This window comes from Mesorhizobium sp. (genome assembly GCF_004962925.1).
Lineage (GTDB): Bacteria > Pseudomonadota > Alphaproteobacteria > Rhizobiales > Rhizobiaceae > Mesorhizobium.
Window position 1 is genome coordinate 5,108 of the sequence record NZ_SUEO01000061.1, and the last position, 23,481, is coordinate 28,588.

Here is a 23,481-nt window from a genome sequence, read left to right on the forward strand (position 1 = left end):
GGGGCGCGGTCGTCGCGGCTCTTCTTCGACCGTGGCTGAAAAGAAATCATCGCGGCCGATGCTTACCGGCGCTCGTGATGGTGGCGGCGACCGTTCCGGGAACGATTGGTTGGCCGGTGCTTGAGCGACCGGCGTCTGCAGATCGACGCATACGATGTAGTCGCCCAGCCTCAGCCGCATACCGTTTTGAAGACGCACCGACGTGCCAGCGCCGAGTGGGCTGTCGGAGTCGTTTATGAACAACCCGCTGCTTGATGTGTCGGTGACGAAATAGCCATCCCGCCCGCCGGTGATCTTGCAATGGGCGCGCGAAACAAACATGTCGGGATCGTCGATCTGCCAGCCCGCGTCCGCGCTACGGCCGATCACCAGCTCACCCTCGTCCAGCCGGGCCTGCCGTACCGCCTGGGTGCGCGGCCCGTGCTCCAGCGTCAGCAGCAGACTCATGCCGCGACCCCTGCCAATTCCGGCCGCCATCCGACAATTGTCCGCAGCCGCATATCGTCAGCATCGCCCCTTTCAGCGGGCCGCGCAAGCCAGGTGGTTCGGCCGAGCTGTACCGCTCCGATGCGGGGCTGCGGCACGGCTTCTTGCGCGAGCACGATCCGTAGATCGACGTCGAGCGATTCCCCGACCATGTCGCGAACGGCCTGTTTGAACATTTTCAGACGTTGCCCGCCCGGCAGGAACGTCTTGAACTCCTCGTACCCTAGGGGACCGACGCGGAGTTCGATCCTGCTTTGGCGGCCGAAAACGCGCGGGCCGATCGTCGCCCCGCGACCCAGCACTGCGTAAGCTTGGGCAAGGCGGGTCTGGAGCGTCGCCGGTATGGTCATCCAGGTGGCAACGAACTCCTTGATCTGAACCGGCACCTTGAACGCTTCCGCCAGGAACAGCGTCAGCCGCTCCGGACCGTCAACTTGGCTCGCGAGCGACGCGGCCTGGCGAAGCTTCACGGCGTCGAGATCGGGATTGTGGGTGCCTGGAAGTCCAATTCCCGCCATGGCTTCAAGCATGGCCCTTACCCGGCCGCCAACCGCACGTTCGACCTGTACCGCCGGGTGCGCATCCGCCCAGGCCCGATAGTACAGGGCGATCATGCGGTGCTGAAGAATATTGACGAAGTCCACGAACGTCGTGTCGCTGGTCTGCCGTGCGTCAGCGCCGGTGAACCAGCGCTGCGACAGCCGGTCGAGCACCCAGCGTGTCAAATGAAGCGGCATGGGGCCCTCCGGTCCCATCAGCCCGAGATTCGCGATCGTGACCCGGGCCGGCGTCTTGTCCTTCGCTTCGCGGAACTCAACCACGTCCTTGGCGGAAAAGCTCAGACGCACATTCTGCCCGAGCCTTGCCGGCTCGCGATCCGCCTGGCCGGAATAGCCGAACAGTCCGCCCCTCCGTTCGAGCCGGCGCAACAGCTCGAAAAAGTCGAACGTATCAGACAGCCCTTCGACTTGGTCCAGGTCGAATTTGTCTAGATCAGGTAGCGATTGCCGGGCGTCATCGGCCATGGCACATCCTCCTGCTTCTGCAGCAGCCGCGTGCGGGTCCGCACAAAGCCGTTTATTCCGGCGTGACGGGCAAACAGCCGCGCAAGCAAGGCTGAAAGCAGCAATGTGCTTTGCCCTGCCAGGACCGACTGATCCACATGCAGCGTCACTTCCGTGCCCCTTCCGAAGCACATCGGCCCATCGATCTGCAGCCGTTCGATGACGGATCGCGAATCGATGCGAACGATCGAGTGCACATTGCGGGCGAGGCTCGGATCTCCCCGGTCAGCATAAAGATCGAGCAGCGCATGCAGCGGATCGACACCACGACCTTCCTTGGCAAGGCTGAGAAAGTTGAGCGCCAGCTGCGCCACGAGCCGCCAGGCGAGATTGTCGGCTCGGGATTCGCCTTCGGCGCCTGCGGGCAGCGCGGCCGGAATAGCCGGCTGGGGCGGGCGCAGCGCACCCAGAAGCCGGACCGTTTCGACCGGATCGCCTGTCTCCAGCGTCAAGGTGGGGTTGTCGTCGAGGATCGGCAGATCGCGGTTGGTGCAAAGCGCCATGATGTCGACACGCTTCAGCGGTCGGTTCGCCGGGCTTCCGACCGGCCGTGAAATCGATAGAAAAACGTCGTCTCCAGTGTATGAGGTGCGGGTCAACCCGTCGCGCCGCTCATCTTCGGTGGCCCGGCGAGGGCGCCGTTCGGTGGAAAAGACCCAGCCATTGCTGCGATCTTGTCCCAGGCTGAAGAGCTCCGGAATTTCGGCGTCGGTGCCCTCGGAATCGGCGTCCTCGACGCGGGTCACCCGATAGATCTCAAAGTCCCGCGCCCGTGTGCGGTCGGCATGCAGCACTTGCCGCGTTCTGCGGGGATCAAGCTCGATGACGTTGCAGTCACGCTCGAACAGGTTGATGATCGGCGTCGCAAAAAGTTCGAAATCCGCCGGCGTCACATCGGCAAGTTCGGGTGCTGGACGCCGGAACATGAAGATGATCTCGACCCCGGCGCCGCATCTGCGCACGACCGATTGCAGTCCTGAAACCCGCACGTAGTGGAAGCGCTCGGGCATCATGAAATATTCACGCAGCAGACGGTACCCTTCGAATGTCGGCCGGGTCCGAGGCATCAACGCCTCGTCGTCGCTGATGCCGACCATTTCGGGTGCCGGCAAAGGCGATAGGGGGTTGGCCTTGCCTTCGGCTCGTGCACCAACGGCCGAGCAGGCGCCGAAAATTGCGTCAAACAGCAATGGCGCTTTGGTGCGCCCAGCAAAATAGAAATCGAGCCGGTCAAGCGCCAGTTCGTCGAGCTTGCCTTTTCCGGCCCGACCAAGCGTGATACGCAGCGCCGCCTCGCCGCCTACGCCGCCGATCGGTGTTATGCCGGCCGCTGCCAACCCGCTGCGATCCTGGAAATAACTGACCGACGTGATGGTTATCGGCCACAGCGTCATTTCCTGCGCGGTGGTGAAGGTGCAGCGCGTCGACAAGCCGGGTTGCAGACTGGAAACCAGCCGCGTGTTCCGCTTGACGACATGGCCGGCAACCATCGACTGGACCTGCTGTCCGGGTTTCAGCACTGCCATCGCCGTTGCCGGCGCCGGCGTAACCAGATCGGGATAAAGGACATCCAGGACGCTGCGTGAAAACCGCGAGCGCTCGGCATCGACTTTCAACCGGGTGCGCGCAGCGAGGAAGGCGACGCCGTCAAGCAGCCGCTCCACATAAGGATCCGGGCAGGGGACCGTATCGAGCGATAGATTGCGCGCCACCGCCGGATGCATGTCGGCAAATTCTGCCGCGAGTCCGCGGATATGGGACAGTTCCTCCTCGTAATATTCTACGAAGACGCGATCCATCTCAGCTTTCCCTAAATTCGGTCCGGGCCAAGCCGTTATCGAGATTGATTGTGGTGCGCAGGCGCATGCGTTCCGGCGTCGGCGTCATGATCAGCACAGCGTCTATCTCGATCTTCAGGCCCACACTTTTGTCACCAAGGGTCACCGTTACCTTTGTTGCGCTTTCCTTGAGACGTGGCTCGAACGTGGCAAGAACCGAGCGGATCTCGCGCGCCAGGGCCTCGCGATCAAAGTCGCGGGACGAACGGCCCGAGAAGGAGGGCACGCCGTAGTTGACCACACTTCGGCGCACCTCCGGAAAATCGGCCAGCGATGGCGGATTGTCTGCAGCCTGTTCGTTTTCGAAATCGGAAAGAAGCGGAACAGCTTCGAAACGCTCGGTGTTGAACAAGGCCTCTATGTCGCGCCGCACGGCCTCCCTGAGGACGCGGGCCGATACGACCACGCCACGGCTTTCGATCTCCGCGCGGTGTTGGGTCTGAAAGGCCAGGCGGTGCAGACGCTGCTTCTGATCGGATGTGAGCTCGGCGTCGGCGTCGATGATCCGCGTGGTACTTGCTACGAGGATGTCCAGCCGGTCCGCGCCAAGCTCGTCGAGCAAGACCTGGCGCAGCCCGTCGATCTCGGAGGTCACGCCCGGCAGGTCATTGACGAGGCGGTCCCAAAGAGAGGGCTGGACCGCTTCGCGTTTCGCTCGCGAACTGCCGGTAACCTGCAGCTTGTCCGCGCCGGGCCGCCGGGCCTCACTTGCCGACATAGACATCCATTTCGATTTCGTCATCCTTGTCATAGACGAACTTGATCTTCTTGTAGGCGAAGCTGACCTCCTCCTGGATCAGGTCTTCCTCGTCCTCGGCCTGCGACATGTCGTATTCCATGATCGAGGCGTCGGTCAGCGTAACGACCAAGTAGTCGCTGGTCTCCCCATCAATGGTCCGACGTGCGGAGAACACAACTTCGTCCAGCGCCTTGTTGTCGAACAGCGCCTTTTTCAAATAAGGCGACGACTTGTCATAATGCTTGGTGAACTTGATCATGCCGAGGGACACACGACCGCGACGTGAGAGCGAATTCGGATCGTATGGCGCGATTATCTTGTAATCGACCCCGTGGACTTCGATTTCATCTTCGTGGCCGTCTCGAACGCTTGGCCCTTTGATGTCCGGAACCTTTAGAAAGCCGTCGATCTTCACTGATGTTGGCATTGTCTTTCTCCAGCGCTTTCAAACAAAACAGATGATGTTGCTGCAAATTAAGACTTTACGGACGGTAGTTCCGATACCAGCCGGAGCGACGCATTGATGCCCTCCAGCTGGTAATGCGGGCGCAGATAGAAGCGAGCATTGTAGTAGCCCGGCCGACCCTCGACGCTGTCCACCTGGACCTCCGCGGCGGCAAGCGGGCGCTTGGCGCGCGCCTTGTCGTCGGCGAAGGCCGGGTTGGCCAGCACGTAGCGGTTGATCCACTCGGTCAGCCAGATCTGCATGTCCGAACGCTCCTTGAACGACCCTATCTTGTCGCGCGCGATCGCCTTGAGGTAATGCGCGAAGCGCGAGACCGGGAAAAGATAGGGCAGATTGGCGCTCAGCCGCTCGTTCGACTGGGCGTCGGGATCGACCAGCCGCCCGGCGCGCGTCTCGTCGTCCTGCAACGAATGTGCGCCGATGAAGGCCGCGAGATCGGTATTCTTCCGGTGCAGGATCGGCATCAGGCCAAGCTTGGCGAGCTCCGCCTCGCGCCGGTCGTCGATGGCGACCTCCGTCGGGCATTTCATCGCGATCGATCCGTCGTCGGTCGGGAAACTGTGCACCGGCAGGTTGAGCACCGTGCCGCCATTCTCGACGCCGCGGATCTGCGTGCCCCAACCGTAGAGCTTATGGCTGCGGTTGATGTTGACGCCCATCGGGAAGGCGGCATTCATCCAGACATATTTGTTGTGGTCGCCCTGCACCTCTTCCTCGAAGGTGAAGCCCTTCACCGGAACGGTGTCGGTGCCGTAGGGCAGCCGCGCCAGCACACGCGGCATGGTGAGGCCGATATAACGCGCATCCTCGCTCTCGCGAAGCGATTGCCACGAGGCATAGGCCGGGTTCGACACGATCATCTGCAAGTCCTGCGGGTTCGGCAGTTCCTGCCAGCTGTCCATGCGGAACAGGCGAGGCGAGGCGGCTGCGATGAACGGCGTATGCGCGGAGGCACACACACCCGACATATTGCGCAGCAGGCCGACGTCGCGCGGATGGTTCGAGAATTCGTAGGCGCCGACCAGGCAACCGATCGGCTCGCCGCCTAGCATCGAATACTCGTCCGTGTAGACCTTCTTGAAGATCGGACTCTGGTCCCACATCTGGCCTTCATAGTCTTCGAGCGTGTCGGCCAGCTGTTCCTTGGAAATGTTCATCACCCGGATCTTCAGCTTCTGATCCGTCTCGGTGTTGTTGATGAGATACCAGAGGCCACGCCACGTGCCCTCCATTTCGCGCACTTCCGGCGCGTGCAGGATCTCGTTGACCTGTGTCGTCAGCATCTTGTCGATGCCCGCGATCAGCGACTTGATCGACTTGATCGCATTGGACGAAATGGTGGTGGTGTCGGAACGGGATTGCGCGGCCAGTGCCAGGTTGCGCACAAGTTGCTGCAGCTTCTCGCTGTCATCCTTCTTGACCTTGAAATCCTTCTCGAGGAGCCCGCTGAATTCTCCGAGGTCGATGGCTTCCGCCTCGGCGGCGACGGCTGCGGTCTTTTGCTGTTCGGCCATGATTTACTCCTCAACCTTGTCGTCGTCGGATAGTGCCTGGTTGGCGATCTTGCCGAGAAGCGGCTCGTTGTTCAGAAGTTGCGCGATGCGCTTTTCGGCGTCGACACGACCATCCATGAAGCCAAGCAGTTCCTCGAGCTGACGACGCATCTTGAGGATCTCGGCCAATTGCGGGACTTGCTCGGCGATCTTGTCCGGGGCGAAATCGCCTATTTTGGTGAAGGTAAGATCGAGTGCCAGCTCTTCGTCCCGCTCGGCGCCCTCGGCCTGAGGCAGCGTATTCTTCACGCGGGCTTTGACGCGCGGTCCGAGCGCCTCCATGAAACGGGGGAAGCGGTTCGCGTCGGTCTCGACAAAGGAGCGGTCCAGTACCGACTTCATCGCTTCCCTGGTCTGTGAAGCGCCGGAAAGGTCGGCCATCACGCCCATGACGAACGGCAATTCGATCGTCGTCGGGCTGCCGTAGGTTTCCACGTCATAGGCGATCTGCACGCGCGGTGCGCGATTCCGTTCGATGACCTTCGCTTTGCTTTCGGCTGCCATGGCTCGTTACCTTTCATCCTTCTGGGCCGTCTTCTTGGCATCCGGAACGCCGGCAAGAAGCCGGAATTCCTTCAGTCCCGACGGGGCGAGATCTTCCATCAGTTCAACAAAATCCATATGCACCATCCGGCGCACGCGGCGGGCGAGGTGCGGGATCGGGCTCGACGGTTCGGTGCGGTCGTAGAAGGCGACGACGAGGTCGAGGCATTTCACGACGTCGTCGCGCGAGGAAATCCGATCAGGGAGCCCGGTGCTCGGTTCCGCATAACTTGCCACACTTGCCATAGGATCGGCTCCGTGACCATTTCGAGCAGGCATTTCCGGATCTGCTGTCGTGGGGGCCGGCTTCGCGGCGCCGTTCGTCGCAGCCTCGATTACCGAATTCCGTTCGAGGGTCGACAGCAAACGCTGCAGAAACCGTTTCAATTCCGGGACAGCGGCGCCGCCGCCCTCCAGACGAGCGTTGAGGGCCGTCTCGACCGCATCAAGAGCGGTGATCGCCGCTTGGGCGTCGGCGATGAGCGCCATCATCTCCGCATTGGCTTGATCGGCCTGTGCCGCGCATCCACTATGCACCCGGTTCAGAAGTTGACCATGCGCGCTGACCAGCGTTGCCTTTTCGGCCGCATTCAATCCTGAAGCCGCTTCCAGAAGCATGACACGTTCGTCGAGCGCGCCTTGTTCCAGATCGTGTCCGCTGATCGGTCCGATAGTGCGCGGGGCAAAGAACGTCATTTGCCGCACGTCCGCCAACAACCCGTCCTGGCCATTCTGGAGGTCGAGCAGGGCGTTGATACGACGCAAGGCGGCGTCGCGTGGTGAAGCATTGGGCCGCAGAGCCGGATGCATGGTTTCCCAATGCTGATCGAAGGTCCGCGCAATAAGGGTCAGACCATGCGCGAGCCCGGCGAGCCCCTGCTCATTGGCCAGTGCGCGCGTGACAATGACAAGCAGGCGCAAATCCCGGCCATGCGCACGCAATTCCTCCGCCTTGTCGAGGACGGAGGGCCAGTCGACCGGAATGGTGCTCTCCGCCGAGGGCTTGTTGTGCCCGCCGTGGACGACCTTGACCTGGGGCTCGGTGAGACGCTCCAGTTCATGAAAGGCTGGATCGTTGCGCAAATCCTCCCCTGACGGATTTTCACCGTCCAGCGGATTCAGCCAGAGTGCGAGATCAATCACACCAACCCCCAGCAAGCGGCCCTGAGACCCATGCGTAACCAACGTTATCACACTGCGTCACTTTACCACAATTTAGTTGCTGCTCAAACTTAATGGGAGCTTGCAGGCCAGGCCCCGGAGTCCGAAATCGGTGGCGCAATTGTCGAACTCTGTCTGTCAATGCGTCGCAAAGAGATGGGCATTTCATGGATGTCTGTAGCCGCTGGCGTGGGCCTTTGCCGGCACGGAAGAAATCAATTGAATCGAGCACCCGGCGCCCATTGCATAACGCTCTTTGTCAAGTTGCTGCTTATGTGGCAGTTTATTGACTGGCAGATCGCAGGAGCAGGTTCGATGGAACAGCGCCGGTCGTCGCAGAGCTTCAAACGCAAGGAACTGGTCGGCAAGCTCAACCCTGTGTGTTTGCGCGCCTTCAAGGCTGCGGCCGACACCGCCAAACTGCGCGGCAATCCTTACGTCGAGCTCGTTCACTTCATCGAACAACTGGTCCTTTCCGAGCGCTCCGATGTGCAATTGATACTGGCAGACGCCGGGGTGGATGCGAGCCGGCTCACGGCCGATATGACCCGCGCCGTCGACAAGCTACCTTATGGCGCCACTTCGATCGAAGAATTTTCCGATCATATCTTTCACGCCATCCAGGAAGCCTGGAGCCTGGCGGGGCTGGAATTCAGCGTCGAGGAAGTCCGCAGTGGGCATATTCTGCTCGCCTGCCTGAAGACGCCGGTGCTGGAAGGTCTGCTGTCCAAGATCAGCGGCGAGTTCGACAAGATCGATGCGCAGGCCGTCATCGCGCGGTTCGCGGATGTCGTGGAGGGTTCACTCGAAGCTGGCGCCTCGACTGCGGTTCCCGCAGCCGAAACACCGCGGCGGGCTCCGGGCGGGGATTCGGCGCTGGCGAAGTATGCGACCGACCTGACCCAGCGCGCCCGCGACGGCAAGATCGATCCGGTCGTCGGGCGCGATCCGGAGATCAGGCAGATCGTCGATATCCTGATGCGACGCCGGCAAAACAACCCGATCCTGACCGGCGAGGCCGGGGTCGGCAAAACCGCGGTGGTCGAGGGCTTTGCCTTGCGCATCGCCGAGGGCGACGTACCGCCGACGCTGCAGGGCGTCAGCGTGCGCATGCTCGATGTCGGCCTGATGCAGGCGGGCGCAAGCGTAAAGGGTGAATTCGAAAAACGGCTGAAGGCGGTCATTGACGAGGTCCAATCTTCCGAAACGCCGGTCATCCTCTTCATTGACGAAGCTCACACCCTGATCGGGGCCGGCGGCGCGGCTGGGACGGGTGACGCGGCCAATCTGCTGAAGCCGGCGCTGGCGCGCGGTGAGCTTCGCACCATCGCGGCAACGACCTGGGCCGAATACAAGCAGCACATCGAGAAAGATCCGGCGCTTACCCGTCGTTTCCAGGTCGTCAAGATAGATGAGCCGTCGGAAGCGGTGGCTGTTCTCATGCTGCGCGGCGTGGCCGGTGTCCTAGAGCAGCACCACAAGGTGCAGATCCTCGATGAGGCAATCGAGGCGGCGGTCAGCCTGTCCCACCGCTATATCCCGGCGCGGCAACTGCCGGACAAGGCCGTGAGCCTTCTGGATACCGCCTGCGCCCGTGTCGCCATTTCGCAGCATGCCACCCCTGCCGAGGTGGAGGATATTATGCGCCGCCGCCAAGCGCTGGAGGTCGAGCGCGCCATCATCGGCCGTGAGGCAGCGATCGGCATCGGCGTGGCCGACCGGCAGGCTCGGGTCGAAGCGGGGCTTGCCGAGACCGAACTCACGCTTACTGCCGCGCAGGAACGCTGGGATCGGGAAAAGGCGCTGGTTGGCGAGATACTGGAATTGCGCGCCAGGCTGCGCGGCGAGGGCGTGCCGCTCGATGCCGTGGAGACTCCGCAGGCGGTCGCCGAAACCGCAGCCGCCGACGTGCCCGAGATCGAAACGCCTGAAACCGATGCGGATGTAACCGCCACTGCCGATCCTCCTCCACCCGATCCGGCTGCGGATCTCGCTCGGCTGCGGGAACTGATGGCCGAACTGGCCGAAGCCCAGGGCGAGACGCCGCTGATCCTGCCGTCAGTCGACCGCAACGCCGTGGCCGCCGTGGTCCAGGACTGGACCGGCATTCCCACTGGCCGGATGCTGTCGAGCCAGACCGAAAAGGCGCTGCGGCTCGCCGCCACTCTGTCCGAACGGGTAGTCGGTCAGGATCACGCCATGGAAATGATTGCCAAGCGCGTGCAGACCAGCCGGGCCGGGCTCGGCGCGCCCGAAAAACCAGTGGGCGTCTTTCTGCTCTGCGGTCCCTCCGGGGTAGGCAAGACCGAAACCGCGCTGGCCTTGGCCGAGACGCTCTACGGCGGCGAGCAGAACCTCATTTCGATCAATATGTCCGAGTTCCAGGAGGCGCATACGGTTTCTACCTTGAAGGGCGCGCCACCCGGATATGTCGGCTACGGCAAGGGCGGCATCCTGACAGAGGCGGTCCGGCGCAAGCCCTATTCGGTGATCCTGCTTGACGAGGTCGAGAAGGCTCATCCCGACGTTCATGAGATCTTCTTCCAGGTCTTCGACAAGGGAATGATGGACGACAGTGAAGGCCGGCGGATCGATTTCAAAAACACGCTGATCCTGCTCACATCGAACGTCGGCTCTGAAGTCATCATGGACCGGACCAAAAGCGGCACCGTACGGGCGGGGCTCGACGATCTGGACACGGCATTGCGCGCCCCTCTGTTGAAGGTTTTCCCCGCGGCCTTCCTTGGCCGGGTGGTAACCATCCCCTACTATCCGCTCTCGGACGCGATGATCGAAGCGATCACCCGCCATCAGTTTGCTAAGATCGCCCGCCGGCTGCGTTCAAGCAACGATGCCGAGTTGGTGATCGGTGACGGCGTCATGGATCTCGTCAAGGCCCGCTGCACCGAGATCGAATCCGGCGGGCGGATGATCGACGCCATTTTGACAAATACGCTTCTGCCGGAATTGAGCCGCGGGGTGCTGAACCGGTCGCTCGAGGGCGAAAAGATGACGAAGGTGACTGTCGGAGCCTCCGAAGGAGGTTTCACCTATTCCTTCGAATAGCTCAGGAGCAATTCTGTCGCTCTAGCCCCAGCGTTTCGGTCGGAGAAGCAGCTTTGTTACCGACCATCCGGGGAACAAATCGTCATCCTATCAATTGACGCAGAGAAGCTGCTTGGAGCAGATGAATGGGCATTTTTTCCGACCTCGACAAAAAGCTGACGGCCAATCTCTACGCGCACGGTAACGACCTCGTCGATCCTGCTGCGGATCTTCCCGAGCAGATCGAGGAACGGGTCGAGCTCTTGATGCCGTTCGTTCAGCCCGAGGCTCGCGAGTTGGTCCGATCGCAAATCCTTGGCCTCATTCATGAGTACAGGAATGAGGATTCAGCGCCCTCGAACTAGGCGATGATCGCGTCAACTGCGAATCTAGCAGGTCCTGTTCGGAATGGAGTTCCGTCGTCATCCGCCCTGGTCTATTGCATGGGGCGCGGGCTGGGTCTCGACGCTGGTCCGGCCGGTCTGGTCGACCCATAGCCAAACGATGAAGAGTACCGCCAGTACGATCACGCTCAAGGCGATGATGCGAGGCATGGCATTTTCCTTTCCGTGCCGAACAGCCGGTCAAGGCGTCGGCTTGCCGTTATCTCGGGTGCCGCCCGTATCGGGTTTGGAGCCGGCACCAACGGTCGGGTCGGGAACGACCGGACCGCGTTCTGCTTCGGAACCCTCTGCCTCGATCTCTTGCACGGCCTGATCCCAATGTTCGCGCTCCCGCCCTTGCGGACGGCCTTCACGCTCCCAGATTTCATGGGCTCGCTGCCTGATACGCTCTTCCCTGTCCATGATCGGCCTCCTGGTGCTTTCCTAATTCCGCGATCGATGGTTTGTTCCGCGCTGCCGGACAGTTCGCGCGCGAAAGTGGCACGTCGAAACATTCGCAAGCCAGGGAGTAGAATGAACAATATGCCTCCGGCACCGGAGATCGGGGTCTGATGAGAATTCTCGTTGTTGGCGCCACCGGCCTGATCGGCGCTTCGGTCTGCGCCCGTCTCGTTTCCGAAGGGCATGAGGTGACTGGCGTTGTCCGTAGCCCTCGGGCAGATGGTGCCCGCGACTACCAGACATTGGTGCTGGACGTGGCGACCGCGCTCCGCCCCGAAGATTGGCTGCCGCATCTGGCCGGCATCGATGCCGTCGTGAACTGTGCCGGCGTTTTGCAGGACAGCCTTCGCGAAAAGACTGGCCAAGTTCATCGCGATGCGGCGGCGGCTCTTTTTCTCGCCTGCGCGCGGGCCGGCGTTGCCAAGGTGATCCACTTTTCGGCAATGGGTGTGGATCGGGCACAGCCGTCGTCGTTCTCGGCGACGAAATATGCCGGCGACCAGGCCCTCATGGCGCTTGATCTGGACTGGATAATCCTTCGCCCGTCCGTGGTGCTCGGCCGGCCTGTGTTTGGGGCCAGTGCATTGTTTCGCGGTCTGGCCTCGCTGCCGGTCCTGCCGTCAATGCCCGATACCGGCCGGCTACAGGTCGTGCAGCTCGCGGATGTGGTCTCGACGGTCCTCTTCTTTCTCAATCCCGGCAGTCGGTCTCGTATGGCGCTGGAACTAGCAGGTCCCGAACGGCTGAGCATGGACGAGATTGTCGGCACTTTCCGCCGCTGGTTCGGCTGGGCTCCGGCAGCCAGATTTGTCTTGCCGGGATGGGTCGCGCGGCTTCTTTACCGCCTCGGCGATCTTGCGGCGATGCTCGGCTGGCGACCTCCAATGCGCACCAATGCCGCCAGGGAGATCACACGAGGGGCGCTCGGAGATCCCTCGGACTGGATTTCCTTGACCGGCATACAGCCACAGAGCTTGGCGCAATTCCTCGCGCTCAATCCGGCAACAGTGCAGGAAAAATGGTTTGCCGGGCTTTATTTCGCCAAGCCTGCAATCTTCGTCGTCCTGCCCTTCTTCTGGATCATGACGGGGATTGTGTCGCTGACCACTGGCTACGGCAACGGCATCGGCCTTATACAAAGCACAGGGGCTGGTATGTTGTCGGCGCCGACCGTGGTCGCCGGCGCTCTTGCCGACATCGCTGTTGGTGCACTCATAGCCTGGCGGCCAACGGCGCGAAAAGGCCTCTACGTTGGCATCGCGCTCTCGCTGTTCTATCTGATCATCGGCACTTTCCTGCGCCCGGACCTGTGGAACGACCCGCTTGGGCCATTCCTGAAGGTCTTGCCGATCATCGTCCTTCACTTTGTTGCCCTGGCGATCCTGGAGGAGCGCTGATGCTCTATTTCGTGCTGAAGTACTTGCATGTCATCGGAGCCAGCGTGCTGCTTGGCACCGGCGCCGGCATTGCCTTCTTCATGCTTCTCGCCCACAGGACCGGCAACACGGCAACAATTGCGGCAGTGGCGCGCATTGTGGTGATCGCCGATTTTCTCTTCACGGCAACCGCCGTCGTGGCGCAGCCGATAACCGGCGTCGCCCTCGCCTGGCAGGCGGGTTACTCGCTCTCCGAAGGCTGGATCGTGCTTTCCATCGCGCTCTACATCGTCACCGGTATTTTCTGGCTGCCGGTGGTATGGATGCAGATGGAGATGCGCGATCTGGCGTCTGAAGCCGCCAAAGTGGGGAGCCCGCTGCCGGCTCGGTATCACAGGTTTTTCTGGCTGTGGTTCGCCTTTGGCTTTCCCGCCTTTGCTGCCGTCCTCGGGATTTTCTGGCTAATGATCGCGCGACCGGCGATCGAGTGGTAACGTAGCTCGCTAGCGCAGCATGGCCGCTATCACGAAGACCGCTGCCGCTATGAGAACGACTGCGGCAATCACCAACACCGGCCAGCTCTGGCGAGGCTGAAGATCAGGCTCGCTTGCTACCGGCCGCATCGCGTCGGCGAAGCTGGCTTCATTCGTGAACTCTGGCTGTTGCCGTGGACGAGCCTCCGCGACAGGATTTGGCACATCTGCCGCTTCGGCGTCGGTCTCTTCAGGTGCAGCGGCAGGGTCGAACCCCGGGGTTTTGTCCTGCGTCGCCCCCGCCTGAATATCGCCTCTCGCTTTGGCGGGCGTCTGATCTCGTTGTGCGGCCATCACGGTCTCCCTGGCAACCAAACTTCAATCTGCCTCAGCGGTTCCAGTCTGCGCCCGATTTGCTGAACACACCCCATTTGCTGAACACATTTGGCGGTGATCCGGGGCTCTCCGGAACAGAGGACGCCTTTCGCAGTTGTGTTGGATCATTGCCTGGTGAGTTGGCTATGCCGTCTGCGCTCGAGCAACTGGCTCAATCCGTGAAAGAGCGACGAGCGATCCTGTTCGTTGGGGCGGGGGTGTCGATGAGCGTCGGCCTGCCATCCTGGGAAAAGCTCATCGAGCATATGGAGGATGAACTCGGCCTCGACCGCGACATGGTCGACATGCCTGAACCCAGCTATCAGGCTCTTGCCGAATACTACCGGCTAAAGCACGGGAGTATCGGCTCTTTGCGCAGCTGGATGGATCGCGAATGGAGCGTCTCGCGGGAAAAAGTGAAGGGATCGGCGATCCACAAGCTGATCGTGTCACTCGATTTCCCGATCATCTACACCACCAACTATGATCGGAATCTCGAGGTTGCGTTCGAAATCCACGACCGTCCGTTCGTAAAGGTGGCCAATGCCAAGGACATCGCCAAGGCGAGCGACGAGGTGACTCAGATCATCAAATACCACGGCGATTTCGACGACGACGCATCGCTGGTTCTGGCGGAGTCCGACTATTTCGAGCGGCTGTCGTTCGATTCTCCGCTGGACGTGAAGTTTCGCGCCGACGCACTGGGGCGCACCATCCTGTTCATCGGCTACAGCATGTCCGATATGAACATCCGTCTGTTGCTGTATCGGCTCTGGGAAATCTGGCGCCGGTCCGGCTACGAAAAAAACCGTCCGAAATCGTTCGTCTTCATGCCGCAACCGAGTGTCGTCCAGGAAGCGGTCCTCGGACGCTGGGGCATCGACATGCTGACCGAGCAGGCCGATCGGCCGGAGGATGCCCTGGTGGCATTCCTGAGCAAGCTCAAGGACGGGATAGACCAGATTTAGCGCGTATGCGCGGGCAATTCTGAAAGGCGATGTGATGCACCGAGTGTTGACGGCAAGTTCGAAAACGCTCGCCCTTTTCGGCCCGGCCGGGAACATTGTCGATCGCTGCGGCGTTCATAGCCGGGAAGGGACGCTGTTTGCGGAGGCCTATGATGGGCCACTTCGATATGATCGATCTCATTTCTATCATCGACGCCTGCACGACCGGCCGCGCGGCAGGGCGATTGGTGTCGATGGCCAAAGCCGTGGAGGAGTTGCGGGTGCTGACCGGTGATTTCATCTCGCCGGACGAAACCGTGGCCAATGCCCTGTCGCCGGTGGCGCTGGAGCGCGGCTGCGCGGTCCTGTTCGACGAGCAGCCGGGCGCCGATATCCTGCACACGCCATGGCAAGAGGCCTGACCGGCGAGGACGCCTGAGCGTTGCCGCGCCAGCGGGCGCGGCATTCGTTTGATGGCACGGTGCCGCGCGCGTCGCATATGGCGTCCGTCTGGAGCGCTAGCGGCGGTTGGAACCGGACCGTCACAGGAATGTTTAACCGCCATGCAGGAGGCCATCGGAGAGAAGCTATGACTGAAAACGAGACCCGCTACGAACATGGCGCGACCAAGTACCCGGCCAAGAAAGATGCGGACGCGTCGGATCAATTCTCCCAAGAGGCGGCCGGCAACAAGAAGCCTGCCGGCGGGATGGGCCTGACACGGTCAAGGAACGAGGTGGAGGACAAAACCCATCAGTCCGAAGGGCAGAACCCGCCCAGCCAAGCCACGCCAAGTGCTGCGACAGAAAGGATGTCCGGCGCCGGACCGTCGATCGCCGAGCGTTCCAAGGATGCCAAGGCTTCGAAGAGCGGCCGCCAGCCAGGCGCCTACGTCAAGGAGTGACCGGCCAGGAAACCTGCATTCAACCCATCATCGTCTTCAGCGGCTCCCGAGCGAGGTTTGCTTCAATCTCCTTGCGGCCCGGCGTTTCCCGCAGCGCTGTGCGCATATTCTTGCGATATTCGTCCGGCATGCGCGGCGGCAGCATAGGTTCATACGCGTCGACGACCGCCTCTATGATCACCGGACCTTCCGCCGCAAAGGCGGCATCTAGAACCCCATCGACGTCCTCAGGTCGCGTGACGCTGTAGCCGATGCCTCCCATAGCTTCGGCGGCCATGGCGAAATCGATCGGCTGGAGTTCGCAGGCAAATTGCGGGTTGCCGAGGAACATCATTTGCTCCCAGGCGATCTGGTTGAGCATGTTGTTCTTGATCACCAGAAGCTTTAGCGGAATCTTGTAACGCACGGCGGTGGAAAATTCGCCAAGCTGCATTGCCAGCCCGCCATCGCCCACCACCGCGAAAACCGGCCGACCCGGGAAGGCAATCCCGCCGGCAATCGCATAGGGCAGCCCGCAGGCCATCGATGCCAGCGAGCCGGAGACGGCGAAATCCTGTCCTGCCTTGATATCGATATGACGGGCGGCAAGTTCGGTGTTCTGACCGGAATCGGTAGCCAGGATGGCGTTGGCCGGCATTCGGTCGCCGAATGCCCTGACGACGCGTTGCGGCTTGAGCGGCACATCATCCCTGCTTTCCGCCTCGGCCATCATCTTGCGCCAGCGCTGCACGCTCTGCTGCGCGCTCTCGAGAAAGGATCTGTCCTGCTTTGGCTTCAGCCTTTCGTTGAGCAATTGCAGCGTGATGGCCGCATCGCCGACGAGACCGGCCTCGACGGGATGGCGAAGGCCGATCCGCTGCGCATTGCGGTCTATCTGCACGCCGCGCGCCTTGCCGGGCTTGGGATAGTACTCGATGTAAGGGAAGGTCGAGCCGACGATCAGCAGCGCCTCGCATTCCTCCATGATCTCCTGCGAGGCCAGCGTGCCCAAAATTCCTATTCCACCCATGACGTGCGGGTGATCATCCGGCAGGACGGCTTTGCCGAGCAAGGCCTTGGCAACAGGCGCGGCGAGAAGCTCTGCCGTTCTCTGAAGTTCGGCCTTCGCATGCAGCGCACCGCACCCGGCGAGTATCGCCACCTTTGAGGCCGTGTTGAGGATGTCCGCTGCAAGAGCGAGCTGGGCTTCGTCGGGTCGCTCGTCGCCTTCGAACCACCGTTCGGGCGTGTGTCTTGGAAGGTTGCGGAGCGAGCGCTTTGCCGACGTCTGCTCCTGCACGTCGCTGGCTATCGAGAGATGGGAAACGCCGCGTCCCGAAAGCGCGGAACGACAGGCGAGGCCGGCAACGTTTTCCATATGCGCTGCGTCGGTTGCCTGAGTGTTGAAGATGGCGACGTCGTTGAAAACGCGGGTGAGATCGACATCCTGCTGGGTGAACGTCTCGATCAGGTCGTGGAATTGCATGCCGGTTATGGCAAGGACCGGCGCCTGGTCGAGCTTTGCGTCGTAGAGGCCGGTGAGAAAGTGCGTGCCTCCTGGCCCCGAGGTGGCGAGGCAGACACCGAGCTTGCCGGTCCATTTGGCATAGGCCGTCGCCATGAAGGCTGCGGATTCCTCGTGCCGCACCTGTACGAAGCGGATCTTGTCCTGCCTTGTGCGCAGCGCCTCCATAATGCCGTTTATGCCGTCCCCCGGCAGGCCGAAGATCACGCGCACGTCCCAGGCGATCAATGTGTCGACAAGGATCTCGGCAGTGTTGGGCATGGTTGCCTCCTGTGTTTGGTATGCTTTTGTCCTGGGCCTGCGGCTTTACGCTCTCGCTGCGGCGTGGGACGTCAGACGTGGACAGCGACGATCAGTCGCCGAACGACGGAGATGCCCTGATGTTCCATCGGAACGGCAGCCGTTGTGGCCTGAGCAGCGGAAATCGAACGGAAGTGGCTCGGCGAGGTCAAGTCACGCCGTCAACGGCCACTCGCAGCCTTGTGAGGGATTGCCGAAACAAAAAACCCGCCTTGGCGGCGGGTCGCTGGTGCAAATCAGCACCATGGCCAAATTACTAGCATAACTGCCGTCACAAAGCAACAGATCGCGAGCTCGCAACCCAGGCAATCGCTTCGGTTTTTGGCCCATTCCTCATCTTACGCTTGGCCGAGTGCACGTTCTCAGCCTGCGCCTGTCGAGCGCCGTCCGCAGCGAACATCGTGCCATTTCACAGAACCCAGGAACGGTTACGGCGCCTTCTCGGTTGTGAGGGAAAGGAGACGGTCCATGTTTGAGAACAGCATGTGGTTGCTCGTCGTTGCAGGCGGGCCCCTGATACTGGCAATCCTGCTCGCCTACGCACTCCTCACGCGACGCCGTCGCGGTCCCGCAGAACGCAGGGAGAGCAAGCGGGCGACCGAGCGCTTGTATCGCGAGGAGGAAGACTGACGGACCATGGCAGATGCGGATAAGCAACTGGAGCCGATATGCGATGGGCAGTTTTATTCGACCGCCATTTCGGAACGATCCCGTCGCCCTGCCATTATCGCCATAAGGACAGGCTCGGATTATGGCGGCTTACGATTGGTCCGTTTCGGCAAAGACCGTGGCGCCTGCAATCACCAGGAAGGCGACGATTGCCGCCAGCGATCTGGGCATCAAATCGAACGCAAGGGACCTTGGAGGAACCAATGGCTGGACGCAGAACCCATGAGCAGCAAATGCGCATCATCGAAAAGCGGGAGAACACGAAGGGCGCCGGCAAGGATTTCGACGCAGAGGCGGACCTGAAGCGATCAGCCGCGGAACGTGAAGCGCTACGCAAGGGCGCGGAAATCAGGCCTGAGACACCCGACCTTGTCGACCCCGACGACCGCAACATCCTTCGCGGAAAAAATCAGGAGAGCGTTCATCACAAGAACCGACCCGACGACTAAGCCCGAGGATCAAGCGATCCGACACGAATTGGAGAGAGCCTATGGCAAAAGGTAGCAAAAAGCACATCGGAGCGGGTGCACGGGGAAAGGGTTCTGGTACAGGTGCCATGACCACGACCCCAAAGGACAAGCTCGAAGAAAACCAAGTCCTGTCCAACCGGGACAAGGCCCAGCATACAAGGGAACGCGGTCTGGATTCCAAGCAGATCGCGACTGAGCAGCGCCAGGATCACGCTGCCAATCGTTTGCGGGATTGACGGCTCACTCGCCTGGTGCGGCTCAGGCCCATTCGCCACTGAAAAGCGGCTCTATCGGATGGCGCGATTTGGCCATTTTGAGTTCACGCAGCATCTCTGAGTGGCGCTCATCCTCCTTCTCGACGTCGAGCTCGACATTGTAGGCCTTTTCCGGATCGGTTCGCGCGCCGACAAGGATGAATTCGGCGCCCTGCACGTCGAGCAGCTTTATGTCCTCGCGAGCGAATCTACGGCCGCGGAATTCCCGCTGAAGCCTGTCTGGATAGTCCGGCTCCTGAGCCTGTCCCAATCCAAAACCGGGAGGGCTGGGCTTTTCGGGATTCTTCACCGAAAGCGCGAAGCTTGCCTCCGGTGCGATCTTGAAGGCGCGTTGCACCTCCGACGGCCGCTCTGGAAGCTCGAGTGCATAGCTGAGATGCAATTGTCCATTGAGCAGCGCGACAAGATAACGGCCTTCGCCCGCCGGGCGTGCTGCGGGCAGACGCTGGCGGCCGCGCGTCTTGGTGTCATACGTTTCTTCGCGAAGGTCCTTTTCCAACGCGGCGGCGGAACCCGCAATCGCGCCGACGAAACCCCAGTTACGCTCGTGTTCATGCGCATCGGGCAGCCGCTTGCGCCCGACAACGAGAAGCCGGACCTTCGTCGCGTGCTCCGGCCGCAGCACGACGAAGAAGCGCTGCACGTCAGAAAGACTTTCTGGATCGGTTTGGCCCACCCTGGGCCGGTAGAGAAAGAAAATATCGCCGCGCTCGACGATCTCCATCTGTTGTCGGTCCTTTGCTGGCCACGGCGTGCTCCTTCGGCTGTCGGCGATGAGCATCCCGCTCTAACCGGCTGATCGCATCGACGATTTCCTCTCAAACTGCTCTGCCTGCTGCAGCAGCCGGACCACCTCTGCGTCCGTGGTCTGCGCGAAATCCTCGTAATACCCGCCCACCGCAACAAACGGGTCGGGCGTGGCGAGACAGACCACTTTGTCCACATCGGCTTTGATCAGGTCCAGCGTGTCCTGAGGTGCTACCGGAACGGCCAAGACAACATGCGCGGCGCGATCCTTTCTTAGCGCCTTGAGCGCCACTCTGACCGTGCCTCCGGTCGCTATGCCGTCATCGACGACGATCACGGTCCGGGCCAAGACCGAAGCCGCTGGCCTGCTGCCGAGATAGAGTTTTCTGCGGCGCTCGATTTCGAGCAGTTGCCGTTGTTTCTCTGCCTCGACGTATTCGTCTGACGGCTGGACCAAAGCCATCGCCTCCTCGTTGAGGACGAGCTGCGGATTCTCCCCGTCGACGACCGCGCCGATGCCATATTCGGAATGGCCCGGCGCGCCGATCTTGCGCACAAGCAGCACGTCGAGCCGGGCACGGAGTGCCTTCGCCACTTCGAAGCCAACCGGCACTCCGCCGCGCGGCAGCGCCAGCACCAGCGGATCGCTTGCCGCAAACCCGGTCAAAGCGGCGGCAAGCTGGCGCCCCGCATCCGTTCGATCCCTGAACTTTGGCGCGTCGAAGATCATTGTCTTCACCTCTCCAAGGACGGGACCTGGGATCAGTGCAGAGCTCGTGTCTAGATGTTTGCGGTCTGCAGCGTCTTGTCGAAAACATCCGGGCCGGTTGCACCCATCATCCTCGCCCAAAATTCACCTTGCTGACGAAACGGCGATCGGAGGCAATTGTTTCGCCTCGCCTTGGTAAAAATTGCCGCGGCCGTCGTGAAGCCGCGTCTATCTGATACTTTGCATCTGCGGGATTTCGGCAACCTGTCGAAATCTGCCATTTTCCACCACATTGAGCGCCGTGACGGCGGCCAGGTTGTCGCCTTTTTCGTCCCATTGCACGGGATCACCATAGGCAATGCCTTTGAAGCGGAGCTTCCGCATCGCAGTCAGAACGTCGCGCCGGCTCGGATTTCCTTTGGATTCAGCGATCGCGTTTTTGATTGCGGCGATCAGCACGCGGGCTGAATCGTAGGAATTCACGGCATAGTTGCCGATCGGTCCAAACAGCGCCGCATAGCGCGCGGCGAAATCGCTTGAATCAGCGATCCTACCCACTTCGGGCGTGGCGGACAGCACGAGAACGCCTTGACCCAATGTCGCGGTTTCGCCTGCAGGTTCAAGGAAATTCACCGCATCCCAACAGCCGTCACCGCTTGCAAAAAGCTGATCGAGACCTGCGCGGCGCATCGCTCGCAGAATGAAAGCACCCTCGAAACTGCCGCCGTAGAACAACAGATCGAAATTGGCTCGCAGAGACGCGACCAGCGGGTCAAAATCGCGGCTCCCTTCGCGAACCGTTCGCCGCTCCGCAATGCGTCCTCCGAACGCCAGAAAAGCCCGCGAGAACGTGCTGCCCATGCTGTGGCCGTACATCGTTTCGGTCTCGACCAGGACGGCGCGGCGCTTGCCCATGACGTCGTAGAGATGACGAGCAATAGCTGCTCCGGTCTGGTCGTCCCGGTTGGTGAAGCGAAAGACGTTTGGCAGAGAGCGTTCGGTGAGCGCCATGTCGGAAGCGATCGGTGTGATCATCGGGAGGTCGTGGGCGGCATAGATCTCCGCTGCAGCGATGGTGACATTGCTGTTGTAGTGGCCAACGACGCCAAGCAGATCCGGCTGGCTGCAAAAGTCGTCCGCGACTTGCCGCCCGGTCTCGACCTTTCCCTGATCGTCTGCACCCTCAACCATGATGGGAAGGCCTGCAATGCCGCCATCCCCGTTCTGCTCCTCGACCGCGAGCTCGATCGCCTGCTTCATCTCGGCGCCAAGCGCTGCCGCGTTTCCCGACAATGGTGCGCCGATTGCGATCCGAATCGCTTCCGACATTGAAATGGTCCTTGCTGCCGAGCTGTTTGTCTGTCCCGAACTGCGCTCGCGCTCATCGGTTCCGTTTCGAACCGGAAAAATGACGAATTCTTGCGGGCGAACCTTGGGCGCGCGAAAAAAAACGCTGCTGGAACAATCGATCACCCTGGTGCGTTCGACTGTTTTACACCTGCCCGGGGATCCCTTGATGGCGCCACGTCCGTTCTGGAAAGGCTATCTGAAGCTTTCGCTCGTGACCTGTCCGGTCGCGATGACACCCGCTACCACCGAGAGCGAAAAGATCCGGTTCCACACGCTCAATCGCAAGAGCGGGCATCGGGTTGTCAGCCAATATGTCGATGCCGTCAGCGGCAAGCCCGTTGCTGAAGACGACGAGGTGAAGGGGTATCAGCGCGGCGAGGACGAATACGTCCTGCTCGAGGACGATGAGATCGACGCGGTCGCGCTGGAGAGTACGCGCACCATCGACATCGACATGTTCGTCCATGCCGACAGCATCGGCTGGATCTGGTACGACAAGCCCCATTACCTCACCCCTGACGACCCGGTCGGAGAGGAGGCATTCTCGGTCATCCGCGATGCCATGCAATCGACAGGGACAGTCGGAATATCGCGACTGGTCATGTACCGCCGCGAGCGCGCCGTCATGCTTGAACCACGAGGCAAGGGCATCGTGCTGTGGACGCTGCGCTATGGCGACGAGGTTCGCGATCCCGAGGACTATTTCGGTAAGATCAGCGAAGCCAAACCCGACTCGAAAATGATGGATCTGGTCTCGACCTTGATCGATGAGCGAACCAGGCCGTGGGATCCCGCGATGACCGGAGATCCCGTCCAGGCGCGGCTGCTGGAGATCATTGCCTCGAAGAAGAAGGGCAAGAAGCGTCCGGCCAAGGCCAAGGCCGAGCAGCCGCCCAGCAACGTGATCAACATCATGGATGCGCTGCGCAAGAGCATCGGCTCGGAGGCCGGAAAGCGAAAATAGGCGCCTGGGAGTAGGCTGGGCTGGGGGACAAAAGGCGACGTAATGAAAGTCATTCCCCACGATCCTGCTCTCGACAGCACGATCGCGCTGCTTCGTGAAGGCTACGATTTCATCGCGCGCCGATGCGATCGGCTCGGTACGGACATCTTCGCCACGCGCCTGATGCTGAAGCGGGCGATCTGCGTTCGCGGGGCAAGCGCAGCCGAAATGTTCTACGGCGGCAATCACTTCACCCGCAACGGCGCGATGCCGCAAACGACGATGCGGCTGTTGCAGGACAAGGGCAGTGTCCAGTCTCTCGATGACGGGGCACATCGCCACCGCAAAGCAATGTTTCTTTCCATCCTGCTGGCGCCCGAACAGGTGGAGGATTTTCCACGAGGAGTGGCTCGCAGCGGTCGAGCGCTGGCAGCGGCGCGACGAGATCAGCCTGTTCGAGGAGGTGAACTTGATACTGACGAGATCCGTTGTGCGATGGTCGGGACTGCCGCTCGACGCAAAGAGCCCGGCGGATCTCTGCCTTGAACTGAGCGGCATGGTAGAGAATGCCGGCGGCGTCGGGCCGAGCACGTGGTTGGCGCTTTGGCGGCGCAGGCGCACGGAGCGCCTGGTAGGCTCCGTGGTGCGTCGGACCCGCTCAGGAGAACGTGCACTCGGGGAAAACGCACCGATCCGCAT

27 protein-coding genes are annotated in these 23,481 nt (G+C 61.3%); 12 read left to right on the top strand and 15 right to left on the bottom strand.

The window, feature by feature from the left end; genetic code table 11:
* From E5W87_RS14540 to tssA, 8 genes are all read right to left on the bottom strand, one after another.
* Positions 1 to 447, bottom strand: a 447-nt coding sequence (locus tag E5W87_RS14540; RefSeq protein WP_292398323.1) for an FHA domain-containing protein, incomplete at its 3' end; no start/stop codon positions are given.
* Positions 444 to 1,511 carry a type VI secretion system baseplate subunit TssG gene (tssG, locus tag E5W87_RS14545; RefSeq protein ID WP_292398327.1) on the bottom strand — a complete coding sequence of 356 codons (1,068 nt, stop codon included), beginning with the start codon at positions 1,509 to 1,511 and terminating at the stop codon, positions 444 to 446. The genes tssG and E5W87_RS14540, both read right to left, overlap by 4 nt.
* Positions 1,475 to 3,349, bottom strand: a complete 1,875-nt coding sequence (gene tssF, locus E5W87_RS14550; RefSeq protein ID WP_292398330.1) for a type VI secretion system baseplate subunit TssF — start codon at positions 3,347 to 3,349, stop codon at positions 1,475 to 1,477. Before tssF ends, tssG begins: the two co-directional genes overlap by 37 nt.
* Before the next feature lies 1 nt (position 3,350).
* Positions 3,351 to 4,106, bottom strand: a complete 756-nt coding sequence (tssE, locus tag E5W87_RS14555; RefSeq protein WP_292398400.1) for a type VI secretion system baseplate subunit TssE — start codon at positions 4,104 to 4,106, stop codon at positions 3,351 to 3,353.
* Entirely contained in the window at positions 4,093 to 4,554 is a 462-nt protein-coding gene (locus E5W87_RS14560) for an Hcp family type VI secretion system effector (protein WP_292398332.1), read from the bottom strand. Before E5W87_RS14560 ends, tssE begins: the two co-directional genes overlap by 14 nt.
* A 47-nt stretch (positions 4,555 to 4,601) precedes the next feature.
* Entirely contained in the window at positions 4,602 to 6,107 is a 1,506-nt protein-coding gene (tssC, locus tag E5W87_RS14565; protein ID WP_292398335.1) for a type VI secretion system contractile sheath large subunit, read from the bottom strand.
* 3 nt (positions 6,108 to 6,110) lie between these two features.
* A complete protein-coding gene (gene tssB, locus E5W87_RS14570) occupies positions 6,111 to 6,650 on the bottom strand; it encodes a type VI secretion system contractile sheath small subunit (RefSeq protein WP_292398337.1) in 540 nt (179 codons plus the stop codon).
* A 6-nt stretch (positions 6,651 to 6,656) separates the two neighbouring features.
* A complete protein-coding gene (gene tssA, locus E5W87_RS14575) occupies positions 6,657 to 7,832 on the bottom strand; it encodes a type VI secretion system protein TssA (RefSeq protein WP_292398340.1) in 1,176 nt (391 codons plus the stop codon).
* A 333-nt stretch (positions 7,833 to 8,165) separates the two neighbouring features.
* Here tssA and tssH point away from each other — a divergent pair, with 333 nt between their 5' ends.
* Complete coding sequence (gene tssH / locus E5W87_RS14580) at positions 8,166 to 10,916, top strand: type VI secretion system ATPase TssH (protein WP_292398342.1); 2,751 nt, start codon at positions 8,166 to 8,168, stop codon at positions 10,914 to 10,916.
* Positions 10,917 to 11,041: 125 nt separating this feature from the next.
* Positions 11,042 to 11,260 (top strand): hypothetical protein, encoded by a 219-nt coding sequence (locus E5W87_RS14585; RefSeq protein WP_292398344.1) that lies wholly within the window; start codon positions 11,042 to 11,044, stop codon positions 11,258 to 11,260.
* Positions 11,261 to 11,317: 57 nt separating this feature from the next.
* On the opposite strand, the gene E5W87_RS14590 is transcribed toward E5W87_RS14585, so the two are convergent.
* Both E5W87_RS14590 and E5W87_RS14595 read right to left on the bottom strand, forming a co-directional pair.
* Positions 11,318 to 11,449, bottom strand: a complete 132-nt coding sequence (locus tag E5W87_RS14590) for a hypothetical protein (protein ID WP_292398347.1) — start codon at positions 11,447 to 11,449, stop codon at positions 11,318 to 11,320.
* A gap of 30 nt (positions 11,450 to 11,479) precedes the next feature.
* Positions 11,480 to 11,701, bottom strand: coding sequence for a DUF2934 domain-containing protein (locus tag E5W87_RS14595; RefSeq protein ID WP_292398350.1), 222 nt, complete (start codon positions 11,699 to 11,701; stop codon positions 11,480 to 11,482).
* Positions 11,702 to 11,850: 149 nt separating this feature from the next.
* Between E5W87_RS14595 and E5W87_RS14600 the strand changes: the two genes are divergently transcribed.
* Positions 11,851 to 13,137 (top strand): SDR family oxidoreductase, encoded by a 1,287-nt coding sequence (locus E5W87_RS14600; RefSeq protein WP_292398354.1) that lies wholly within the window; start codon positions 11,851 to 11,853, stop codon positions 13,135 to 13,137.
* Positions 13,137 to 13,610 (top strand): DUF2269 family protein, encoded by a 474-nt coding sequence (locus tag E5W87_RS14605; RefSeq protein WP_292398357.1) that lies wholly within the window; start codon positions 13,137 to 13,139, stop codon positions 13,608 to 13,610. Before E5W87_RS14600 ends, E5W87_RS14605 begins: the two co-directional genes overlap by 1 nt.
* Positions 13,611 to 13,619: 9 nt before the next feature.
* On the opposite strand, the gene E5W87_RS14610 is transcribed toward E5W87_RS14605, so the two are convergent.
* Positions 13,620 to 13,943, bottom strand: a complete 324-nt coding sequence (locus tag E5W87_RS14610) for a hypothetical protein (protein WP_292398360.1) — start codon at positions 13,941 to 13,943, stop codon at positions 13,620 to 13,622.
* A gap of 167 nt (positions 13,944 to 14,110) precedes the next feature.
* Between E5W87_RS14610 and E5W87_RS14615 the strand changes: the two genes are divergently transcribed.
* The 3 genes from E5W87_RS14615 (at position 14,111) to E5W87_RS14625 (ending at position 15,815) form a co-directional block, all read left to right on the top strand.
* Complete coding sequence (locus E5W87_RS14615) at positions 14,111 to 14,932, top strand: SIR2 family protein (protein WP_292398365.1); 822 nt, start codon at positions 14,111 to 14,113, stop codon at positions 14,930 to 14,932.
* A gap of 152 nt (positions 14,933 to 15,084) precedes the next feature.
* The gene (locus E5W87_RS14620) at positions 15,085 to 15,333 is read left to right on the top strand and encodes a hypothetical protein (protein ID WP_292398368.1); all 249 of its coding nucleotides are present in this window, start codon (positions 15,085 to 15,087) and stop codon (positions 15,331 to 15,333) included.
* Positions 15,334 to 15,500: 167 nt separating this feature from the next.
* The gene (locus tag E5W87_RS14625) at positions 15,501 to 15,815 is read left to right on the top strand and encodes a hypothetical protein (RefSeq protein ID WP_292398371.1); all 315 of its coding nucleotides are present in this window, start codon (positions 15,501 to 15,503) and stop codon (positions 15,813 to 15,815) included.
* Positions 15,816 to 15,834: 19 nt separating this feature from the next.
* On the opposite strand, the gene E5W87_RS14630 is transcribed toward E5W87_RS14625, so the two are convergent.
* Positions 15,835 to 17,580, bottom strand: coding sequence for a thiamine pyrophosphate-dependent enzyme (locus tag E5W87_RS14630; protein WP_292398373.1), 1,746 nt, complete (start codon positions 17,578 to 17,580; stop codon positions 15,835 to 15,837).
* A gap of 507 nt (positions 17,581 to 18,087) precedes the next feature.
* Between E5W87_RS14630 and E5W87_RS14635 the strand changes: the two genes are divergently transcribed.
* From E5W87_RS14635 to E5W87_RS14645, 3 genes are all read left to right on the top strand, one after another.
* On the top strand, positions 18,088 to 18,249 hold the full coding sequence (locus tag E5W87_RS14635; RefSeq protein WP_292398376.1) for a hypothetical protein: 162 nt from the start codon (positions 18,088 to 18,090) through the stop codon (positions 18,247 to 18,249).
* A 242-nt stretch (positions 18,250 to 18,491) separates the two neighbouring features.
* Entirely contained in the window at positions 18,492 to 18,737 is a 246-nt protein-coding gene (locus E5W87_RS14640) for a hypothetical protein (RefSeq protein WP_292398379.1), read from the top strand.
* A gap of 41 nt (positions 18,738 to 18,778) precedes the next feature.
* Positions 18,779 to 18,994: a hypothetical protein gene (locus E5W87_RS14645; RefSeq protein ID WP_292398382.1), complete on the top strand. Its 216-nt coding sequence runs from the start codon at positions 18,779 to 18,781 to the stop codon at positions 18,992 to 18,994.
* Positions 18,995 to 19,016: 22 nt separating this feature from the next.
* Here the strand turns inward: E5W87_RS14645 and E5W87_RS14650 are convergent, their stop codons facing one another.
* From E5W87_RS14650 to E5W87_RS14660, 3 genes are all read right to left on the bottom strand, one after another.
* A complete protein-coding gene (locus E5W87_RS14650; RefSeq protein ID WP_292398385.1) occupies positions 19,017 to 19,757 on the bottom strand; it encodes a hypothetical protein in 741 nt (246 codons plus the stop codon).
* A gap of 63 nt (positions 19,758 to 19,820) precedes the next feature.
* Positions 19,821 to 20,510, bottom strand: coding sequence for a phosphoribosyltransferase (locus E5W87_RS14655; protein WP_292398387.1), 690 nt, complete (start codon positions 20,508 to 20,510; stop codon positions 19,821 to 19,823).
* A gap of 207 nt (positions 20,511 to 20,717) precedes the next feature.
* Positions 20,718 to 21,818, bottom strand: a complete 1,101-nt coding sequence (locus E5W87_RS14660) for a branched-chain amino acid ABC transporter substrate-binding protein (protein ID WP_367118829.1) — start codon at positions 21,816 to 21,818, stop codon at positions 20,718 to 20,720.
* Positions 21,819 to 22,005: 187 nt separating this feature from the next.
* Between E5W87_RS14660 and E5W87_RS14665 the strand changes: the two genes are divergently transcribed.
* Entirely contained in the window at positions 22,006 to 22,803 is a 798-nt protein-coding gene (locus E5W87_RS14665) for a Ku protein (RefSeq protein ID WP_292398391.1), read from the top strand.
* A 42-nt stretch (positions 22,804 to 22,845) separates the two neighbouring features.
* On the top strand, positions 22,846 to 23,328 hold the full coding sequence (locus E5W87_RS14670; RefSeq protein ID WP_292398393.1) for a hypothetical protein: 483 nt from the start codon (positions 22,846 to 22,848) through the stop codon (positions 23,326 to 23,328).
* Positions 23,329 to 23,481: the final 153 nt, after the last annotated feature.

Bases quoted from the DNA above. Each gene is read 5' to 3' on its own strand.
- tssG (WP_292398327.1), bottom strand. From the start codon at position 1,511: ATGGCCGATGACGCCCGGCAATCGCTACCTGATCTAGACAAATTCGAC.
- tssF (WP_292398330.1), bottom strand. From the start codon at position 3,349: ATGGATCGCGTCTTCGTAGAATATTACGAGGAGGAACTGTCCCATATC.
- tssE (WP_292398400.1), bottom strand. From the start codon at position 4,106: ATGTCGGCAAGTGAGGCCCGGCGGCCCGGCGCGGACAAGCTGCAGGTT.
- E5W87_RS14560 (WP_292398332.1), bottom strand. From the start codon at position 4,554: ATGCCAACATCAGTGAAGATCGACGGCTTTCTAAAGGTTCCGGACATC.
- tssC (WP_292398335.1), bottom strand. From the start codon at position 6,107: ATGGCCGAACAGCAAAAGACCGCAGCCGTCGCCGCCGAGGCGGAAGCC.
- tssB (WP_292398337.1), bottom strand. From the start codon at position 6,650: ATGGCAGCCGAAAGCAAAGCGAAGGTCATCGAACGGAATCGCGCACCG.
- tssH (WP_292398342.1), top strand. From the start codon at position 8,166: ATGGAACAGCGCCGGTCGTCGCAGAGCTTCAAACGCAAGGAACTGGTC.
- E5W87_RS14585 (WP_292398344.1), top strand. From the start codon at position 11,042: ATGGGCATTTTTTCCGACCTCGACAAAAAGCTGACGGCCAATCTCTAC.
- E5W87_RS14590 (WP_292398347.1), bottom strand. From the start codon at position 11,449: ATGCCTCGCATCATCGCCTTGAGCGTGATCGTACTGGCGGTACTCTTC.
- E5W87_RS14595 (WP_292398350.1), bottom strand. From the start codon at position 11,701: ATGGACAGGGAAGAGCGTATCAGGCAGCGAGCCCATGAAATCTGGGAG.
- E5W87_RS14600 (WP_292398354.1), top strand. From the start codon at position 11,851: ATGAGAATTCTCGTTGTTGGCGCCACCGGCCTGATCGGCGCTTCGGTC.
- E5W87_RS14605 (WP_292398357.1), top strand. From the start codon at position 13,137: ATGCTCTATTTCGTGCTGAAGTACTTGCATGTCATCGGAGCCAGCGTG.
- E5W87_RS14610 (WP_292398360.1), bottom strand. From the start codon at position 13,943: ATGGCCGCACAACGAGATCAGACGCCCGCCAAAGCGAGAGGCGATATT.
- E5W87_RS14615 (WP_292398365.1), top strand. From the start codon at position 14,111: ATGCCGTCTGCGCTCGAGCAACTGGCTCAATCCGTGAAAGAGCGACGA.
- E5W87_RS14620 (WP_292398368.1), top strand. From the start codon at position 15,085: ATGGGCCACTTCGATATGATCGATCTCATTTCTATCATCGACGCCTGC.
- E5W87_RS14625 (WP_292398371.1), top strand. From the start codon at position 15,501: ATGACTGAAAACGAGACCCGCTACGAACATGGCGCGACCAAGTACCCG.
- E5W87_RS14630 (WP_292398373.1), bottom strand. From the start codon at position 17,580: ATGCCCAACACTGCCGAGATCCTTGTCGACACATTGATCGCCTGGGAC.
- E5W87_RS14635 (WP_292398376.1), top strand. From the start codon at position 18,088: ATGTTTGAGAACAGCATGTGGTTGCTCGTCGTTGCAGGCGGGCCCCTG.
- E5W87_RS14640 (WP_292398379.1), top strand. From the start codon at position 18,492: ATGGCTGGACGCAGAACCCATGAGCAGCAAATGCGCATCATCGAAAAG.
- E5W87_RS14645 (WP_292398382.1), top strand. From the start codon at position 18,779: ATGGCAAAAGGTAGCAAAAAGCACATCGGAGCGGGTGCACGGGGAAAG.
- E5W87_RS14650 (WP_292398385.1), bottom strand. From the start codon at position 19,757: ATGGAGATCGTCGAGCGCGGCGATATTTTCTTTCTCTACCGGCCCAGG.
- E5W87_RS14655 (WP_292398387.1), bottom strand. From the start codon at position 20,510: ATGATCTTCGACGCGCCAAAGTTCAGGGATCGAACGGATGCGGGGCGC.
- E5W87_RS14660 (WP_367118829.1), bottom strand. From the start codon at position 21,818: ATGTCGGAAGCGATTCGGATCGCAATCGGCGCACCATTGTCGGGAAAC.
- E5W87_RS14665 (WP_292398391.1), top strand. From the start codon at position 22,006: ATGGCGCCACGTCCGTTCTGGAAAGGCTATCTGAAGCTTTCGCTCGTG.
- E5W87_RS14670 (WP_292398393.1), top strand. From the start codon at position 22,846: ATGAAAGTCATTCCCCACGATCCTGCTCTCGACAGCACGATCGCGCTG.